We start from the raw sequence: 17,144 nt of genomic DNA on the forward strand, positions 1-17,144 counted from the left end.
AGCAAGTCCGATGCCATGCGGCGGCGTCTCGGATCGGATTCCTGCGCTCATGCGCGCCCATGCTCAAAAACGGGAGAGATCATTTCGCTAAACGATCCGGCGTAAGCAACGCTTTGTGACGTCTGCACGAGCGCGCGCGGTTCAAAATTGCATGATTTTCGTCGCCGCGATCGCCGACATGCGATATCGCAGCGCGCAAGCACCTTTCAACTCCTGAGGTCCGTCATGCTCGATCCCTATCATCGCGCAATGCAGCACTATTCGGCGAATCAGTACGGCGAGGCACTGGCCGTTTTGTCGCCGCTGCTCGATCGCCCTCACGCCGATGTCGAGGCGCTCAATCTCGCGGCCGGATGCGCTTATGCGATGAATCGCGTGGATCTGGCCCAGGCGTACTGGCAGCGCGCGGTCGCCGAACATCCGCAGCACCCGGGCGTCCACAACAATCTCGGCAATCTCTACGAGCAACTGAAACGGTTTCCTGAAGCGGAAGCGATGTTCCGGCGCTCGCTCGATCTGAAGCCCGATTTCGCCGAAGCGCATTACAACCTCGGCAATGTGCTGGCGCTGCAGGGGCGGATCGCGGACGCGGAGCAGTCGCTGCGACGGGCGCTCGAATTGCGGCCGGACTTCGCGTCGGCGCATTACAGCCTGGGCAAGCTACTGATGAAGCAGGCGCGCCCCGAAGAAGCGAGGGAATGTTTTGGACTTGCGATCAACAACCGCCCGAACTGGGCCGACGCGCACTTTGGCTTGGGTAGCGCACTCGCCGCCTTGCAGCGCCGCGAGGAAGCCGAGCGCACGTATCGCGCGGCCATCGAATTGAATCCGCGTCTGGCGAGTGCGTATCAGGGACTGGCGGAAATACTTGAAACGGATGGACGAGACGCGGGTCTGGAGGACGTCTATCGCCGTCTGGCCGATCAATTGCCCGAGTTGAGCGGCGCGCATTACAACCTGGGCCAGGTGATTTATCGAACCACGGCCCTTGCCGGGTTTGAGCGTATCGACGAGGCTGAAGCGGCATACCGTCGCGCGATCGAGGTCCAGCCGGATTACCTGCCGGCGTACATCGCGCTCGGCAACCTGCTCAAGGAGCACCCCGCGCGCGCGGACGAGATGCTGGCGACGTTTCGGCGCGCCGTGGAACTCGATCCGGATTCGGCGGAAGCCCGGCTCAATCTGGGCGGAGCGCTGCTGCGCGTTGGAGCGTATGTGGAGGGCTGGCCGTTGATGGAATCCCGCTACGACACTAGTGAGCGGCAGCGGCCCATGTTCCCGCCGAGCTTCCCTTTTCCGCGGTGGCAAGGCGAGCCGCTGGCCGGCAAGTCGATACTCGTGCTCCATGAACAGGGATTCGGCGACACTTTCCAGTTTTGCCGCTATCTGCCGATGCTGAAGTCGCAAGGGCTAACGACGCTCTCGTTCGCATCGCCGTTAGCGCCTTCGCTGCTCAGCTCGATCGATGGCGTCGACATCTGCATCGGCGGCGACGCCATCGACAGCCTCGCGCACCATGACTACTGGTGTTTGCTGATGAGCCTGCCGGCGCTGCTAGGAACCACGTACGACACCGTTCCCAACGTCACCCCCTATATCGCCGCGGACGAAGAGCGCATCGCACACTGGCGCAGCCGGCTGCCCGCGCAGGTGCCGAAGATAGGCTTCGCGGCGATGGCCGAGCCGCGGCCGTCCGTGTTCGACGCCCGCCGCTGGATCAGTGCGCAAGCCTGCGTTCCATTGCTCGGCGTGTCCGGCGTGCGCTTCGTCAATCTGCAGAAGGCGCCCGTCGCGCGCGCGCAACTCGACACCCTGCCGCCGCATTTTCGGCCGCTCGACCTGATGGACGATGTCCAGGACTTCGCCGATACGGCCGCGATCATCGCCTCGCTCGATCTCGTCATCGCCGTGGATACGTCGGTCGCGCATCTCGCGGGCGCGCTGGGCAAGCCGGTGTGGATGCTGCTGCCTTCGAACCCGTGCTGGCGCTGGCTGATCGACGGCGAAGAATCGGTCTGGTACCCGAAAGCGCGTCTGTTCAGGCAGACCAAACCCAGCCAATGGGACGATGTGATCGCGCGCGTCGCGGATGCGCTGGGCCGGTGGCGCGATGGCAATTAAGCACCGATCCGCGAATCATTTGATGAGCGCGAGCGCGTCCCTGAAGCGCGGATGCCTGAAACTGCCGAGCCAGCCGAAGATCGCCGTTTCGACGGTCGTGAGCCGCGCGCCGTCTTGCCGCGCCCGTTCGAGCGCGACGGCGCGATCTTCCGCGCGGCGTGACGAGACCGCATCCGCGACGAACTCCACGCGGTAGCCGAGCCGCAGCAATCCGAGCACGGTCAGAAGCACGCAAACATGCGCCTCCGCGCCCGCGACCCACAATGTCGTGGAGGCGGGCGGCAGTACGTCGACGAAGGCGGGCGCGAGCGTCGCATCGAACGTGTGCTTTTCGATCACCTTTGCCAGCCCAATATCTGCGAGCAGCGCGTCCACCGTTCCGCCGAGCCCTTGCGGATTCTGCTCCGTGACGACCACCGGCACGTCGAGCAGATTCGCCGCGCGCAGCAGCGTGGCGACGCGCGCCGTCAGCCGTCCGGCGCCGTCCAGATGCGGCAGCAGCCGCGCCTGCATGTCGACGATGACGAGCATGCCGCTTAAGCCTCGCTCTCCATGATCCGGTCGATGAGCCGCGCGTTCTCGCCCGCCGAGCCGATGCCCGCGTGCTTGGCCATCGGCACGAAGAAATGCATGGCGATCGGCAGCTTCGAGCGTTCGAGCCAGCCGGTCAAGTGTGCGGCCAGGCGTCTCGCGGGCGTCTTCAACTCCTCGCGCAGCACGCCGGGCAGCTTTTCGAAGTGACGCATCTCGGTCTGATACGGCTCGGGCGCGACGCACAGCGCGTTGGGCCGGCCATCGACATCGACGGGAAGGCGCTCCAGCGCCTGATGCAGCAGTGCGACGCCTAGTCCCTCGCCGCGCCACGGCTTGCGCACTTCCCACAGGCTGATGTAAATCACGCGATGCGCATTGAACACCTCGCACAGCTTTTCGGGGCCGAGCGCCTCGGTGGCGGCAAGCGCGAGCGAAAGCATCTCGCCCGAGTACGTGTCGAGCGTATAGACGAGATCTGCGCTGCTCGTGAGCGGCGGCACCTTGACGAGCTGCAGCCGCACTGCCGCCGCGACGATGTCGCTGCCCGCTTCGTGAAACACGGCGAACGCGGTGCCGAGGCGCTCGTCGTCGACCTGGGGATACTCGTGGCGATAGGTCATCGTGAAGAGAAACGGCCCGATCTTCTCGCGATACGCGAGCGGCCGGTCGACATCGTAATCGTCGACGCCATAGAGGCCGTAGGGATCGTAGTCGCGTTTCTCGCGCCGCTCGCCGTTCTGCGCGGCGGCGGCGAGCGCCGCGAGCGGTCGGCGCGACTCGGGCACGAGATCTTCCGGCAAACCTTCCCACGTGAGGCGCAGAAATTCCCGCCCGCCGCGATAGTGCGTCTCGAAGAGCGAAAGCACCTGCTCGCCCGCGACCGGATCGAGGATGCGCTGCGCGCAATCGTAGGCACGGTCGAGGAGCTGATCCGCTTCGGCGGGATCGGGCGCAAGGGGCGGCTCGCTGCCCTGCGGCGCGGCGGGCAAGCCTTTTGCGAGACGTTCCTTGTGCGCGAGTTCGAGCCATTCGTCGGCGGCGCGTTCGGCGATGAAGCCCGCCGCGATGCGATAGCCCGTCAGCACGATCGACTGGCCGGTGCGCCCGAGCGGAAACACGTACTCGTCGTTCATGGCGTCGTCGACGGTGACGCCGCGGAAGGTTTCGCGCGGCGCGCTCACGTTCGCCGCCGCATCGAAACGATCATGCGACAGCACGTGGGCGACGAGGTCTGAGGCGGCGGGACCGAACTCAGCTCCGGCGCCGGGAAGCAGCTTCAGCAGGGACAAGGTACGCGTGGTGCCGGTCGTGCTCGATGTGCTCATGAATGCCATCTCCGATCGTGGAGGGTTATCGTAACAAACCGTCGGATTTACGGGAGAGATCGATGAACGTTCAAAAGAATGATGAGCGGGCGGCCACGGTTCATGAAGGCGGATGCGCGTGCGGCGCGTTCCGCTTTCGCGCGCTGGGCGAGCCGAAGCGCGTTGGAATGTGCCATTGCATGACCTGCCGGCAAGTGCACGGCTCCGCCTTCGGAGCTTATGCGATTTACGGGCGCGGCGACGTGATGATGAGCGGTAGCCTCTCTACGTGGCGCAGTTCCGACGAAGGCCGGCGGCATTTCTGCCCGGTGTGCGGCTCGGTCGCGTACATGGAATACACGTCGCGCGATGAAGTCGACCTGCCCCTCGGCGCGTTCGACCAAACCGGCCTCTTCGAACCGGACTACGAGCTGTGGTGCAAGCATCGCGAGCCGTGGCTGCAGCAGGGCGTCCGCCCGGAGTACGACGAAGAGCGCGCGCATTAGGGGCGCGTGATGCCGGGGCGCATCCGTATCGGCATTTCGGGCTGGCGCTATGCCGGCTGGCGCGGCGTCTTCTATCCGAAGAAGCTCGCGCAGGCTCGCGAGCTCGAATTCGCGTCGCGCGCGGTCCAGACGGTCGAGATCAACGGATCGCACTATTCGCTGCAAAGCGTGGCGAGCTATCGCGCGTGGCATGACGCGACGCCCGCCGGCTTCGTCTTCAGCGTAAAGGGGCCGCGCTATCTGACGCACATGCTGCGGTTCCGCGATGAGACGGCCATTCCGGCGATATCGAATTTCTTCGCATCCGGCGCGCTCGCGCTCGGCGACAAGCTCGGGCCGTTTCTCTGGCAGTTTCCGCCGAATTTTACGTTCCGCCCGGACGCCTTCGCACGCTTTCTCGAACTGCTGCCGAAAGACACCGTCGCCGCGGCCCGGCTCGCCGAGGGACACGACACGCGCGTGAAGGCCCCGTGGTTCGAGCCGGGAAAAAAGCGCGCGCTGCGGCACGCGATCGAAATCCGCCATCCGAGCTTTTGCACCGATGACTTCGTGCGGCTCCTGCGCAAGCACGGCATGGCGCTCGTCGTCTCGGATTCGGTCGCGGGCTGGCCGTATGCGGAAGACCTCACGGCCGATTTCACGTACCTGCGCCTTCACGGCAGTGAAACGCTCTACGGCGGCAGCTATAAGGACGAGGCGCTCGACGAATGGGCACGGCGCATCGAGTGCTGGGCGGCGGGCGGACAGATCGGGGACGCGCGCCTGATCTCGTCGGCGAAACCGCGCCCGCGCGCCGCGCGCGACGTCTTCTGCTACTTCGACAACGATCAGAAAGTCCGCGCGCCGTTCGATGCGCGCCGCCTGATGGAACGCCTCGGCGTGCCGCCTTCCGTCGAAAATCCTATAGAGACGCCTCGTTGAAGACCGGGACAGGTTTTGTCTCGCCGGAACTGCATGCTCTCGTCAACGGTCCGAGCAATTGCATTCGCGCCAGGAAAATAAGACGATAAGCGGCGTGCGCTGAGCAAGCCGTCGAAAGCGCCGAAGCGCGGCAGCGGCAGGATCGAGAACCTTTGAACTTCATGGCCAGCGAGGAGCATCGATACCATGACGAAGCAACCGGTCAGCGGCAGCGACAAGATTCATCCCGATGGCGCTACGTGCGTCGGCGATTGCGATCCTTCCGAGCAGATCGAAGTGATCGTGATGCTGCGGCGCAAGGACGAAGCCGGATTCAAGCAGATGATGGCGCGCATCGACGCCGGCGAGGCGCCCGCGCAAGCCGTCTCGCGCGAGGAATTCGACAAACGTTTCACCGCATCAGACGAAGACGTCGGCAAGGTCGAGGCCTTCGCCAAGCAATACGGCCTGACGGTCGTGCGCGCCGAAACAGAGACGCGCAGCGTGGTGCTCAAAGGCACCATCGAGCAGTTTCAGAAAGCTTTCGACGTCAAGCTCGAACGCTTTCAACATCACAACATCGGCGAATATCGCGGCCGCACGGGGCCGGTCAAGGTGCCCGACGACATGCACGACGCCGTCACCGCCGTGCTCGGCCTCGACAGCAAGCCGCAGGCGCGTCCGCATTTCCGCTTTCGTCCGCCGTTCAAGCCCGCCCGAGGTGCGGCGCCCGCGTCGTTCACGCCGGTCGATCTCGCGCGTCTCTACGATTTCCCCGATGGCGACGGCGCCGGCCAGTGCATCGCGATCATCGAGCTGGGTGGCGGTTATCGCGACGCCGATCTCTCCGCGTATTTCTCGAAGCTCGGCGTGAAGGCGCCGAAAGTCGTCGCGGTCGGCGTCGATAACGCGAAGAACGCGCCCACGGGCAACCCCAACGGACCCGATGGCGAAGTGACGCTCGATATCGAGATCGCGGGCGCCATCGCGCCGGGCGCGCGCATTGCCGTGTACTTCGCGCCGAACAGCGACGCCGGTTTCGTCGATGCCGTCAATCGCGCGCTGCACGACTCGACCAACAAGCCGTCCGTGATCTCGATCAGTTGGGGCGGCCCGGAGTCGAACTGGTCCGCGCAGTCGATCGGCGCGTTCAACGACGTGCTGCAGAGCGCGGCGGCGCTCGGCGTGACGGTCTGCGCGGCGTCGGGCGACAGCGGCTCGTCCGATGGCGTCGGCGACGGCGCGGATCACGTCGACTTTCCCGCGTCGAGCCCGTACGTGCTCGGCTGCGGCGGCACGAGCCTCGCGGCATCCGGCTCGGGCATCGCGAAGGAAGTCGTGTGGAACGACGGCGACCAGGGCGGCGCGGGCGGCGGCGGCGTCTCCGGCGTGTTCGCATTGCCCGCGTGGCAGGCGGGCTTGTCCGTGACGCGCAACGGCAAGCCGACGAAGCTCGCGAAGCGCGGCGTGCCCGATGTTGCGGGCGATGCGTCGCCGCAAACCGGCTACGAGGTATTGATCGACGGCGAGGATACGGTCGTCGGCGGCACGAGCGCGGTCGCGCCGCTGTGGGCTGCGCTGATCGCGCGGATCAACGCGATCAACGCGTCGCCATCGGGCTTCGTCAATCCGAGGCTCTACAAGACCAAGGCGGCGTTCCGCGACATCACGGAAGGCAATAACGGCAGCTTCTCGGCGGCGGACGGCTGGGACGCGTGCACCGGCATGGGCAGCCCCGACGGCGCGAAGATCGCGGCCGCGCTCCAGCCCGCGAAGAGTTGAAGCAAAGTGCAAAGGCGTAAGACAGTGAACAACAACCATGACGACGATTCTGGAGCGACGACGATGAACTCCGATCCACTGGCAGCGAGCGACAAACCTTCCGACGCGGAAGAACCGGCCTTGGCGGCCGCCGCGAAGAAAGCGCCGAAGAAGACCACGACGGCGAAGAAGGATCAACCGTACTTCGATCCGGTCGCGTACGGCAACGGCCCCGACGACGCGATCGCCGCGACCGACGCCGACGAGAACGCGGCGATCACCCATCACAACGTGACGATCGGCGGCGCGAAGATCGCCTATACGGCGACGGTCGGCCATCTCGTGACGGTCGATCCGAGCAGCTCGAAGCCGAGTGCGAAGATGTTCTATGTCGCATTCACGAAGGATGGCGCGAAGGAGGAACAGCGTCCGCTGACGTTCTTCTACAACGGCGGGCCGGGTTCGTCGTCGGTGTTCGTGCTGCTCGGCTCGTTCGCGCCGCGCCGCATCAAGACGGCGATGCCGAGCTTCACGCCGCCCGCGCCGTATCAGATGGAGGACAACCCGGACAGCCTGCTCGATCGCAGCGACCTGATCTTCATCAATCCGGTCGGCACGGGCTACTCCGCCGCGATCGAGCCGAACAAGAACCGCGATTTCTGGGGCGTCGACGAGGATGCGGCTTCGATCGCGCAGTTCATCAAGCGCTATCTGACGAAGAACAACCGCTGGAATTCGCCGAAGTTTCTGTTCGGGGAGTCGTACGGCACGGCGCGCAGTTGCGTGCTCGCGTACAGGCTGCACGAGGACGGCATCGATCTGAACGGCGTCACGTTGCAGTCGTCGATTCTCGATTATCGGCAGGCGGGTAACCCGGTGGGCGCGTTGCCGACGGCGGCGGCGGACGCGTGGTATCACAAGAAACTCGGCGTGCATCCGACGCCCACGAATCTTCTGAACTTCGCGGAAGAGGTCGCGGAATTCTCGCGCACGGACTATCTGAACGCGCTGCGCAAGTTTCCGCAAACCGATGACGAGGTGGTCGAAAAGCTGTCCGAATACACGGGCATCGACAAGGCGACGCTGCTCGCGTGGAGCCTCGATATCGCCGCGTACGACAGCCGCGGCAACTCGCTATTTTTGACGACTTTGCTGAAGTCGAAGGGCGAATCGCTCGGTTCCTACGATGGCCGCGTAACAGCGATCTCGACAGGCATCGCGGGCAAGATCGACCCGAATTCCGGCGGCAACGACCCGACGATGACAGCGGTGAGCGGCGTCTACACGACGATGTGGAACAGCTATCTGAACGAGCAACTGAAGTTCACGTCGACATCGTCATTCACTGATCTTAACGATCAGGCTTTTCTCAATTGGGACTTCAAGCATACGGATCCGACGGGCGCGCAGAAAGGCGTGGATTCGAAGGGCAACATCATCCTCTATACGGCGGGCGATCTCGCCGCTGTGATGGCTTTGAATGTCGATCTGAAAGTGCTTTCCGCGAACGGGATGTATGACTTCGTGACGCCGTTTTATCAGACGATCATCGATTTGCAGCAGATGCCGCTGATCGACAAGACCGTGCGGCAGAATTTGTCGGCGACGTTTTATCCGTCGGGGCATATGGTTTATCTCGATGGCGGATCGAGGACGCAGCTCAAGGCGGATCTCGCCAGGATGTATGACGATGCGACCGCCAATCATGCGGCGATGGGGCGGATTATTGCTTTGCAGAAAGTTACTGCGGACAAGTTGGGGGCGTTATCGCCGGTGGGTTGATTTTTGCCTTTGCGCGGGCGGGCTTTGAGTTTAGTCCGCCTGCGTTTTCGCCGGGATGACCCGCAAAAAACCAGGAACACCGCTTGCGACCGACTGAGCGCAAAACCTCACGCGAAACTCTTGGAGCGCAACAATGGCATCAAAGAAGCAACCGCCGGCGGGCGGCACCGCCCGCACCCCGTCGCAAGGCAACACCAACAAAAAAGTCGAAGCGCTGGAAACCTTCCGCTCCGACGCAACGAATCAAGCCCTGACCACGAACCAGGGCGTCAAAGTCGCCGATAACCAGAACACGCTGCGCGTCGGCGAACGCGGCCCCTCGCTGCTCGAAGACTTCATCATGCGGGAAAAGATCACGCACTTCGATCACGAGCGCATTCCGGAACGTATCGTCCATGCGCGTGGTTCCGCCGCGCACGGCGTCTTCCAGGTCTACGAATCGCAGGCAGAACTCACCAAGGCCGCGTTCCTGCAAGATCCATCGAAAGAGACGCCTGTCTATGTGCGCTTCTCGACCGTGCAAGGCTCGCGCGGCTCGGCCGATACCGTGCGCGACGTGCGCGGCTTCGCCGTCAAGTTTTACACGGAAGAAGGCAATTTCGATCTCGTCGGCAACAACATGCCCGTGTTTTTCATCCAGGACGCGATCAAATTTCCCGACTTCGTCCACGCCGTCAAACCCGAACCGCACAACGAAATGCCGCAAGGCGCGTCCGCGCACGACACCTTTTGGGATTTCGTTTCGCTCGTGCCCGAGTCCGCGCACATGGTGCTCTGGACGATGTCCGATCGCGCGATCCCGCGCAGTCTGCGCACCATGGAAGGCTTCGGCATCCATACCTTCCGCTTCGTCAACGCGCAAGGAAAAGGCCGCTTTGTGAAGTTCCACTGGCGTCCGACGATCGGCTCGGCCTCGCTGCTGTGGGATGAAGCGCAGAAGCTCGCGGGCAAGGACTCGGACTTCCATCGCCGGGATCTGTGGGAAGCGATCGACAACGGCGATTATCCCGAATGGGAGCTCGGCGTGCAGATCGTCGAGGAAGAGGACGAGCACAAGTTCGACTTCGATCTGCTCGATCCGACCAAGATCATTCCCGAAGAACTCGTGCCGCTCAAGATGATCGGCAAGCTCACGTTGAATCGCAATCCGGACAACTTCTTCGCCGAAACGGAGCAGGTCGCGTTCTGTCCGGGGCATATCGTGCCGGGCATCGACTTCACGAACGATCCGTTGCTGCAGGGGCGTTTGTTCTCCTATACCGATACGCAGATCAGCCGTCTCGGCGGCCCGAACTTCCACGAGATCCCGATCAACCGGCCGCTCGCGCCGCTGCATAACGGTCAGCGCGACGCGATGCATCGCCAGACGATCGACAAGGGGCAGGCGTCCTACGAGCCAAATTCGATCGACGGCGGATGGCCCAGGGAAACCGCGCCGGCCGCGGCGGGAGGCGGCTTCGAGACGTATACGGAACGCGTCGAAGGGTCGAAGATCCGCGTGCGCAGCCCGTCGTTCAAAGATCACTATTCGCAGGCGACGCTCTTCTGGAACAGCATGACCGATCCTGAAAAGGATCACATCGTCGGCGCTTATTCGTTCGAGCTTTCCAAGGTCGAGCGCAAGAACATCCGCGAGCGCCAACTCGGCATCCTCGCGAATATCGACGAAACGCTCGCCGCGCGCGTCGCCGTCAATCTCGGTTTGCCCGCGCCGAAGAAGAACGCCGACGCCGACGAGCTCGGCAAGTCGTCGGTGACGGAATCGCCGGCGTTGTCGATCGTCGCGAAGACGAAGCCTTCGGTCAAGACGCGCAAGGTCGCGATTCTCGCCGCGCCGGGCGCCGATGCCGCGAGCATCAAGGCCGTGCAGGACGCGCTCAAGGCCGAGGGCGCGCATGCGAAAGTCATCTCGCCGACGCTCGGCTCGCCGGCGCCCGGCATCGAGGCCGACGCGACCATCCTCGGCATGCCGTCGATCATGTTCGACGGCGTGATCGTCGCGGGCGGCAAGGAGAGCGCGAAGACGCTGTCCGAGTCCGGCGACGCGCGTCATTTCGTGCTCGAAGCGTTCAAGCATCTGAAGGCGATCGGCGCGGTCGGTGACGGCGAGGACCTGCTCGCGGCCGCGCATTTGCCGAACGGCGAGGAAGGCGTCGCGGTCGGCAGCGATGTCAAGCAGGTGCTCAAGCGCTTCATCGAAGCGATGAGCAAGCATCGCGTATGGTCGCGCGCGCAAAAGGCGGAGTCGGTTCCCGCCTGATCCGCACGCGCGCGAGTCGCGTTTCGCCGGCTGCAACGGTACGTGTGAACATGCCGCCAGCCGGTGATATACGCACCGCGACCTTTTTGAGACACTAGCCGCACCGCTCATTCCGGGGGTGCGGCTTGTTCGATCTTGCAAGATTTCGTGGCGCCATCGCGCGGGCCGCACGCGCGCGATGGCGCTCGTGCGCGGGCATCCTCTTCGTCATCCTGACAAGCGTGCTCTTCGCGATGACGCCGACGGCACGCGCGAAAGAGCGCATCGTCGTCGGCGTGGCGCCGGGCGTCGCGCCGCCGCTCGACATGGCGTATCCGCGTGCGGCCGCGCCGCGCGGTATCTCCATCGATTACGTGAAGGCCATCGCCGCCGCGCTCGACGCCGATACGCAATGGCGTCTCTATCCGAGCCGCGCCGCGATGATCGCGGCGCTCACGCGCGGCGAAATCGACATGGCGACCGGCGCGACCGGCGAGGACAGCGGCGCGGCGCTCGCATACAGCCGTCCGTATCTTCCGCTCAAGCAGCTCTGCATCGAGCCGATCGCGAAGCGCGCGCCGACTCACCGGCTCGCATACGTGGACGCGCAGACCTCGCCCGCGCGCTTGCAGACCGCGTATCCGTCGATGACGCCCGCCGCTTATCCAGACCTGATCGGCGCGCTGCTCGCCGTATCGTTCGGCGATGCCGACGCGTTCGTCGGCGACGTGACTGCCGCCGCCTACGTCTTGAGGCATTTCAGGTTGCCGAACCTGACCGTTACCAACTACGCCGCTCTCGACGACGGCGGCTACCGCTTCGCCTTTGCACAGGACCGTGCGGATGCGGGCTCATTGCGGCGCCGGGTCGATGACGCGCTTGCCGCTTTGCCGCCGGCGTTCCTGTTGGCAGAGATCGCGCGCTGGACGCCGAGCGCGACCGTGATCACGCAGCAGAAGCCGGTCCAGCTGTCTGCGGAGGAAGCCGCCTGGGTGCGGGCCCATCCCGTGGTGCGCTATTCGATGCTGTCGCGCGCCGCGCCCCTCACGTTCCGCGACTCGCAGGGCGAGCCAGCGGGCGTCGTGGTCGATTTTCTGGCGGCGATCGCTCGCGTCACGGGGCTTCGTTTCGAAGCCCGCATGCGCGATTCGATGGATCAGTTGACCGCCGATCTGGCGAGCGGCGCATCGGACATGCTGCCGTTCGGCGTCGCCGACGGAACCGACATGGCCGGGGCGTCGACGTCCGTCCCGATCGGCGACGGCATCCTCGCGATCGTGACGGCCGCCGGCCAGCCGCCGCTGCGCGACGCCGCCGCGCTCGCGGGCAAGCGGGTCGCGCTCCCGGTGTTTACACCGCTGCAGGCGCTCGTGCGACGGCACGCGCCAAACGCGCGCTTCATCTACGCGGCGTCCCGGCCCGAAGCGCCGGTGTACGCCGTCGCGAAAGGCGAAGCCGATGCCACCGTCACCGACTTGACCTTCGCGAACTATACGGTGGGCAATCCGTATCGCGGGTCGCTCGTCGTGAGCGGCGTGCTGTCGACGCAGCCGGTTCCGTATGGACTGAGCGTCGCATCCAGCGAGCCGATTTTGCTGGGCATCATCGATCGCGCGATCGCCAGCTTGCCGCTTCCGCAACTCGAATCGATCAGCGCACGATGGTCGCTCTCCGAGCATCCCGAGGTGCTGTGGGAGCGCCGCCGTCCGCAAGTCGAGCTCGGTGCGCTGCTCGGCGCCGCGCTCGTGTTCGTGCTCGCAGGCTGGGCGCTGACGATGCGCGCGCAGATCGCGCGTCGGATCGCCGCCGAAAATGCGATGCGCGCCGCAAAGGAAGAAGCGGAAACGGCGAACCGCGCGAAGTCCTCCTTCCTCGCGACGATGAGCCACGAAATCCGCACGCCGATGAACGCCGTGCTCGGCCTGCTCGAAATGGAGCTGCGCGCGCCCGGCGAGCGCGCCGCGACCGAGCGCGCGCTGTCGATCGCGCATCACGCCGCGCACGATCTGCTCGGGCTGATCGACGATCTGCTGGACGTCGCGAAGATCGAGGCCGAGCGTCTCGTGCTCGCGCCCGCGCCGCTCGAAGTCGAGGCGTGGATCGCGGGCGTCGCGGCGATCTACGAGCCGGCCGCGCGCGCGAAGGGCGTCGCGCTCGTCGTGAAGCGCCTGTCCGATGGCGGCCCGGCCTGGATCCTCGCCGACGGCCAGCGTCTGCGGCAGATCGTCGGCAATCTGCTCTCGAACGCGATCAAGTTCACCGATGCCGGCGCGGTCACGCTCGAATACGGCATCGCGCCGGCGCGGGACGGCAAGCGCGCGGTGACGCTCGCGGTATCCGACACGGGCATCGGCATCGCGCCCGAGAAGCAGGCGATGCTTTTCACGCCGTTCGTGCAGGCGCACGATGGCCGCGCGCGCAGCGTCGGCGGCACCGGGCTCGGACTCACCGTCAGCAAGCGGCTCGCCATGATGATGGGCGGCACGATCGAGATCTCGAGCGAGCCCGGGCGCGGCACGCGCTTCACCGTGATGCTCGATCTGCCGGAGGCGCAAGCGGTCGCGACCGCCGCCGGCACGCGCCCTATACAGACGGGCGCGGTGGACGAAGTGCTGGCGGGACTGCGCGTGCTCGTCGTCGACGATCATCCGGCCAATCGCATCGTGCTCGACGGGCAGATCCGGTTGCTCGGCGGCGCGGCGCAACTGGCCGTCGACGGCAAGGCGGCGCTCGCGCGCTGGCGTGCCGATCCGCGCGCGTTCGACGTGATCCTCACCGATTGCTCGATGCCCCGAATGAGCGGCGAGGAACTGGCGCGCACGATCCGCGACGACGAAGCCAACGACCCGTCCAGGCCGCGCGCGATGCCGATCGTCGGCCTGACGGCGAATGCGCAGCCCGACGCGGCGATGCGCGCGGTTGCATCGGGCATGACCGCGTGCCTCGTGAAGCCGCTCGGCCTCGACGATCTGCGCGAGGCCTTGCTTGCCGTGACACTCGGCGGCCGCGCGTCGGCGGCCGCGTCGAAGAAGCCGCGAGCGGCTGGGTCCGATGCGCCCGACGAGCCGGTATTCGACCACGCATCGCTCGCCGGTTTCGGCGATCAGGCCGGCGCGCTCGTCGACACGCTGAAGGCCGCCAACGCACAGGACCTCGCGGACGCGCACGGCGCGTTCGACGACTGCGACCACGCGCGCCTGCGCGACATCGCGCATCGCATGAAAGGGGCGGCCGCGGTGATCAAGGCTGCGCCTTTCGTGCGCGCGTGCGTCGCGTTGCAGCGCGATTGCGAACTCGCGGTCGCGGAAGATCGCAACGGCGAGGACGATGCGTGCATCGCGGCATCGTTCGCAGCATTCGTCGCGGCGGCCGAGGCGCTCGACGCCGCGCTCGCCGTCCCGCTCGCCTGTGCTTCTCCCGCATCCGGCCCTTCGACATGACGCGCTTCGACGCTCGCGATCGAGCTTTCGCGTGCGGCGTGCGTTTCGTGTGTTTTAATTGAACCTCCGATCATCTCAAAAACACGCGGCGATCCGTGGCCGCGATGGATGGCGCACAGAGGCATGAGTCGAAGGGATATCCGGTTCACCGGGAAAACGAAGCCAGGCGCGGGCCGCACCGGCCGCACCCGCCGCATTCCGTGCACGGCGCTGGCGTGGTGCTGCGCGATGTTCGCGTTGATGATGCCCGGCGCGCCGCGCGCCCAGCGCGCCGAATGGCTCGACGCGCGCGTCACGCAGGCGACCATCGTCGATACGATCTGCATGCCCGGTTACGTGGACCGCGTGCTGCCGTCGTTCGAGATCCAGATGCGCCAGAAGGAGCGGCTTCTCAAGCAGCGCAGCATCGATGCATCGTTCGCATCGGAATATGCGCTCGATCACCGCATGCCGGTGCTGCTCGGCGGTTCGCCCAATTCGCCCGCGAATCTCGATCTGCGCCGCTGGGAAGGGCGCGCGGGCCAGCGGCGCAAGGAACGGCTCGCGGTCTATCTGAAGCGCTGCGTCTGCACCGGCGACATCACGCTGAAAGATGCGCAGAGCGCGATGGCTGGCGACTGGCCCAATCGCTATCCGAATCTTTCCAGCATGACGTGCAGCGGTTTCTGACCCATCGGTTCGACGCATCCGTCCGATTTAGAACATTTATTGAAAAAGGCGGAATGTCGCAGCACGCGAATGGTCTACGGGATTAGTATGGACCTATCTCGAAATTCGCCATGGAGTCGCCATGATGTTTGCGTATGTGTCCCTTTTGGTCGTCGGCACGCTTGCGGCGCGCGTGATCCTGAAGCAGCGTCCGCAGCCGGTGCGCGTGCGCGCAAGGAGGTGACGGCAATGAACCTGATCGTCTGGAATCTTCCGCAACGCTGCGCCGCGCGCGACGTGCGGCGCTTCCTGGAGCACGAGCTCGGCGGCTATGCGAGCGATATCGAAGTCCACGGCGCGGGCACCGCTCACGCCTACGCGACTGCCAGGCTCGCGACCGATGTGCCTTACATCGGCGAGGCGATCGCGCAAAAGCTGTGTCATCAGCGCTTTCTCGACGAACCCTTGCGCGCCCGGGCGTCGCCATCGGGTGACGCGTCTATCCGCCTGCATTGACCGTGCGCGCTGCGCCGATTGTCGCGCGCATCGCCCGGAACGAACTTTGCTAAATCTCCGCTGACGAACGTTATGGAGCGGCGAAGTCGGTGCCTCGTGCGCACCGGCTTTTTTTCTGTGCGCGCAATCTTGCGCGCACGCGCCGCTCGTTGGCAGCACGCAAAGCGGATCATTCATATCGATGCAGCAGGCAGGAAAAAACAAGACGCCATTCGGCGCAAAAATTTTAGTGGGCGCGGCGGCAGGCGCGCTCGTTTCGATGGCGACAGCGGTTCACGCGCAGCCTCAGACTGCCTCGGGCGCATCGGGGACGGTCGTGCAGGGACGCGTTTCGGCAGCACCCGCCGTTTCCGCGCCGCCGATGCCGCAAGGCGCGAGCATCCCGCACAGCGCGAGCGCGCCCGAGCGCGCGCTTCCGGCCATGCCTGTGCCGATGCCGGCGCAACCGGCTCCGGCTGCCTCCGCCGCTTCCGAGGCTGCCGCCGCATCGGAGGCGAGTGCGGCGTCGGCGGCGAGCGCCGCGAGCGCGGCATCCGAAGCGCAGGCGCCCGAAGTGCCCTTGCCTCCCGAGCCGCCCGAACCCAATCTCGCGCAGCGCACCGGCATGCCGCCCGCGGGCGCGTACGCGATGAGGCAGAACTTCGCGAAGGAAGTCGATCGGCGGCTCACCGTGCCCGTCGCGGATCAGCAGGCCTACGGACGTCTGCTGCAACATACGCTCGACGTAGACGGCCACGGCGATCTCGCCAGCGAGTTCGTCGTGCTGGTCGATCGCAGTGCAAACGTGCAGGCGGTCTTCATCTACTTCCGCGCGAAGGCGGGCGATCCGTGGTCGATGATCGGCGCGTCGCCGGTATCGACGGGCCGCCCCGGCACTTACGATCACTTCGTCACGCCGCTTGGCGTGTTTCAGCACGTGCCGGGCAACATGGACTTCCGGGCCGAGGGCACGCTTAACGAGTTCAAGATTCGCGGCTACGGTGCGCGCGACATGCGCATCTACGATTTCGGCTGGGCCGATGGCGAGCGCGGCTGGGGCAAGGGCGGCAAGTCGCCGATGCGCTTTCAGATGCACGCCACAGATCCCGAGAAGCTGGAGCCGCTGCTCGGCATGCGGCACTCGAAGGGATGTGTACGCATTCCGTCGACGCTCAACACGTTCATCGATCATCACGGCATTCTCGATGCGCAATACGAGGCGCGCGCATCCGAAGGCGGGTCGATGTGGGTCCTGAAGGCTACGCGCAAGACGACGCCGTGGGCGGGCCACTATCTCGTCGTCGTCGATACGGGCAGGACGACGCGGCCGGCGTGGTCGCCGGGTCCGGGCAAGGCGGTGCGCGCGCACATTCCGGCGGGCGCGGACACGGTGGATTGAGCCGCGCCGATCGCG

The 17,144-nt window shown here is 65.4% G+C and carries 12 protein-coding genes; 10 read left to right on the forward strand and 2 right to left on the reverse strand.

Annotated features, from left to right (window positions below):
* Nucleotides 1-225 precede the first annotated feature (225 nt).
* Nucleotides 226-2,121, forward strand: a complete 1,896-nt coding sequence (locus NCS28_RS16105; protein ID WP_250514748.1) for a tetratricopeptide repeat protein — start codon at nucleotides 226-228, stop codon at nucleotides 2,119-2,121.
* Nucleotides 2,122-2,136: 15 nt separating this feature from the next.
* On the opposite strand, the gene NCS28_RS16110 is transcribed toward NCS28_RS16105, so the two are convergent.
* Together NCS28_RS16110 and NCS28_RS16115 are read right to left on the reverse strand one after the other, a co-directional pair.
* Nucleotides 2,137-2,652, reverse strand: coding sequence for an isochorismatase family protein (locus NCS28_RS16110; protein WP_250514749.1), 516 nt, complete (start codon nucleotides 2,650-2,652; stop codon nucleotides 2,137-2,139).
* A 5-nt stretch (nucleotides 2,653-2,657) separates the two neighbouring features.
* A complete protein-coding gene (locus NCS28_RS16115) occupies nucleotides 2,658-3,980 on the reverse strand; it encodes an inositol monophosphatase (protein WP_250514750.1) in 1,323 nt (440 codons plus the stop codon).
* 62 nt (nucleotides 3,981-4,042) lie between these two features.
* Here NCS28_RS16115 and NCS28_RS16120 point away from each other — a divergent pair, with 62 nt between their 5' ends.
* From NCS28_RS16120 to NCS28_RS16160, 9 genes are all read left to right on the forward strand, one after another.
* Nucleotides 4,043-4,465: a GFA family protein gene (locus NCS28_RS16120; protein ID WP_250514751.1), complete on the forward strand. Its 423-nt coding sequence runs from the start codon at nucleotides 4,043-4,045 to the stop codon at nucleotides 4,463-4,465.
* A 9-nt stretch (nucleotides 4,466-4,474) separates the two neighbouring features.
* Nucleotides 4,475-5,386: a DUF72 domain-containing protein gene (locus tag NCS28_RS16125; protein ID WP_250514752.1), complete on the forward strand. Its 912-nt coding sequence runs from the start codon at nucleotides 4,475-4,477 to the stop codon at nucleotides 5,384-5,386.
* 186 nt (nucleotides 5,387-5,572) lie between these two features.
* The gene (locus tag NCS28_RS16130) at nucleotides 5,573-7,147 is read left to right on the forward strand and encodes a S53 family peptidase (RefSeq protein WP_250514753.1); all 1,575 of its coding nucleotides are present in this window, start codon (nucleotides 5,573-5,575) and stop codon (nucleotides 7,145-7,147) included.
* A 63-nt stretch (nucleotides 7,148-7,210) separates the two neighbouring features.
* Entirely contained in the window at nucleotides 7,211-8,908 is a 1,698-nt protein-coding gene (locus NCS28_RS16135) for a S10 family peptidase (protein ID WP_250514754.1), read from the forward strand.
* 133 nt (nucleotides 8,909-9,041) lie between these two features.
* Nucleotides 9,042-11,168, forward strand: coding sequence for a catalase HPII (gene katE, locus NCS28_RS16140; protein ID WP_250514755.1), 2,127 nt, complete (start codon nucleotides 9,042-9,044; stop codon nucleotides 11,166-11,168).
* A 125-nt stretch (nucleotides 11,169-11,293) separates the two neighbouring features.
* Nucleotides 11,294-14,587: an ATP-binding protein gene (locus NCS28_RS16145; protein WP_250514756.1), complete on the forward strand. Its 3,294-nt coding sequence runs from the start codon at nucleotides 11,294-11,296 to the stop codon at nucleotides 14,585-14,587.
* Nucleotides 14,588-14,710: 123 nt separating this feature from the next.
* Nucleotides 14,711-15,256 (forward strand): hypothetical protein, encoded by a 546-nt coding sequence (locus NCS28_RS16150; protein WP_250514757.1) that lies wholly within the window; start codon nucleotides 14,711-14,713, stop codon nucleotides 15,254-15,256.
* 228 nt (nucleotides 15,257-15,484) lie between these two features.
* Nucleotides 15,485-15,751, forward strand: a complete 267-nt coding sequence (locus tag NCS28_RS16155) for an RNA-binding protein (RefSeq protein WP_250514758.1) — start codon at nucleotides 15,485-15,487, stop codon at nucleotides 15,749-15,751.
* Nucleotides 15,752-16,010: 259 nt separating this feature from the next.
* Nucleotides 16,011-17,129, forward strand: coding sequence for a L,D-transpeptidase (locus NCS28_RS16160; protein WP_502801198.1), 1,119 nt, complete (start codon nucleotides 16,011-16,013; stop codon nucleotides 17,127-17,129).
* The last annotated feature ends 15 nt before the right edge of the window (nucleotides 17,130-17,144 follow it).

Source organism: Caballeronia sp. INDeC2 (assembly GCF_023631325.1).
Taxonomy (GTDB): Bacteria; Pseudomonadota; Gammaproteobacteria; order Burkholderiales; family Burkholderiaceae; genus Caballeronia.

What these genes read in the sequence shown, in the direction of transcription:
- NCS28_RS16105 (WP_250514748.1), top strand. Translation starts at nt 226, where the DNA reads ATGCTCGATCCCTATCATCGCGCAATGCAGCACTATTCGGCGAATCAG.
- NCS28_RS16110 (WP_250514749.1), bottom strand. Translation starts at nt 2,652, where the DNA reads ATGCTCGTCATCGTCGACATGCAGGCGCGGCTGCTGCCGCATCTGGAC.
- NCS28_RS16115 (WP_250514750.1), bottom strand. Translation starts at nt 3,980, where the DNA reads ATGAGCACATCGAGCACGACCGGCACCACGCGTACCTTGTCCCTGCTG.
- NCS28_RS16120 (WP_250514751.1), top strand. Translation starts at nt 4,043, where the DNA reads ATGAACGTTCAAAAGAATGATGAGCGGGCGGCCACGGTTCATGAAGGC.
- NCS28_RS16125 (WP_250514752.1), top strand. Translation starts at nt 4,475, where the DNA reads ATGCCGGGGCGCATCCGTATCGGCATTTCGGGCTGGCGCTATGCCGGC.
- NCS28_RS16130 (WP_250514753.1), top strand. Translation starts at nt 5,573, where the DNA reads ATGACGAAGCAACCGGTCAGCGGCAGCGACAAGATTCATCCCGATGGC.
- NCS28_RS16135 (WP_250514754.1), top strand. Translation starts at nt 7,211, where the DNA reads ATGAACTCCGATCCACTGGCAGCGAGCGACAAACCTTCCGACGCGGAA.
- katE (WP_250514755.1), top strand. Translation starts at nt 9,042, where the DNA reads ATGGCATCAAAGAAGCAACCGCCGGCGGGCGGCACCGCCCGCACCCCG.
- NCS28_RS16150 (WP_250514757.1), top strand. Translation starts at nt 14,711, where the DNA reads ATGAGTCGAAGGGATATCCGGTTCACCGGGAAAACGAAGCCAGGCGCG.
- NCS28_RS16155 (WP_250514758.1), top strand. Translation starts at nt 15,485, where the DNA reads ATGAACCTGATCGTCTGGAATCTTCCGCAACGCTGCGCCGCGCGCGAC.
- NCS28_RS16160 (WP_502801198.1), top strand. Translation starts at nt 16,011, where the DNA reads ATGGCGACAGCGGTTCACGCGCAGCCTCAGACTGCCTCGGGCGCATCG.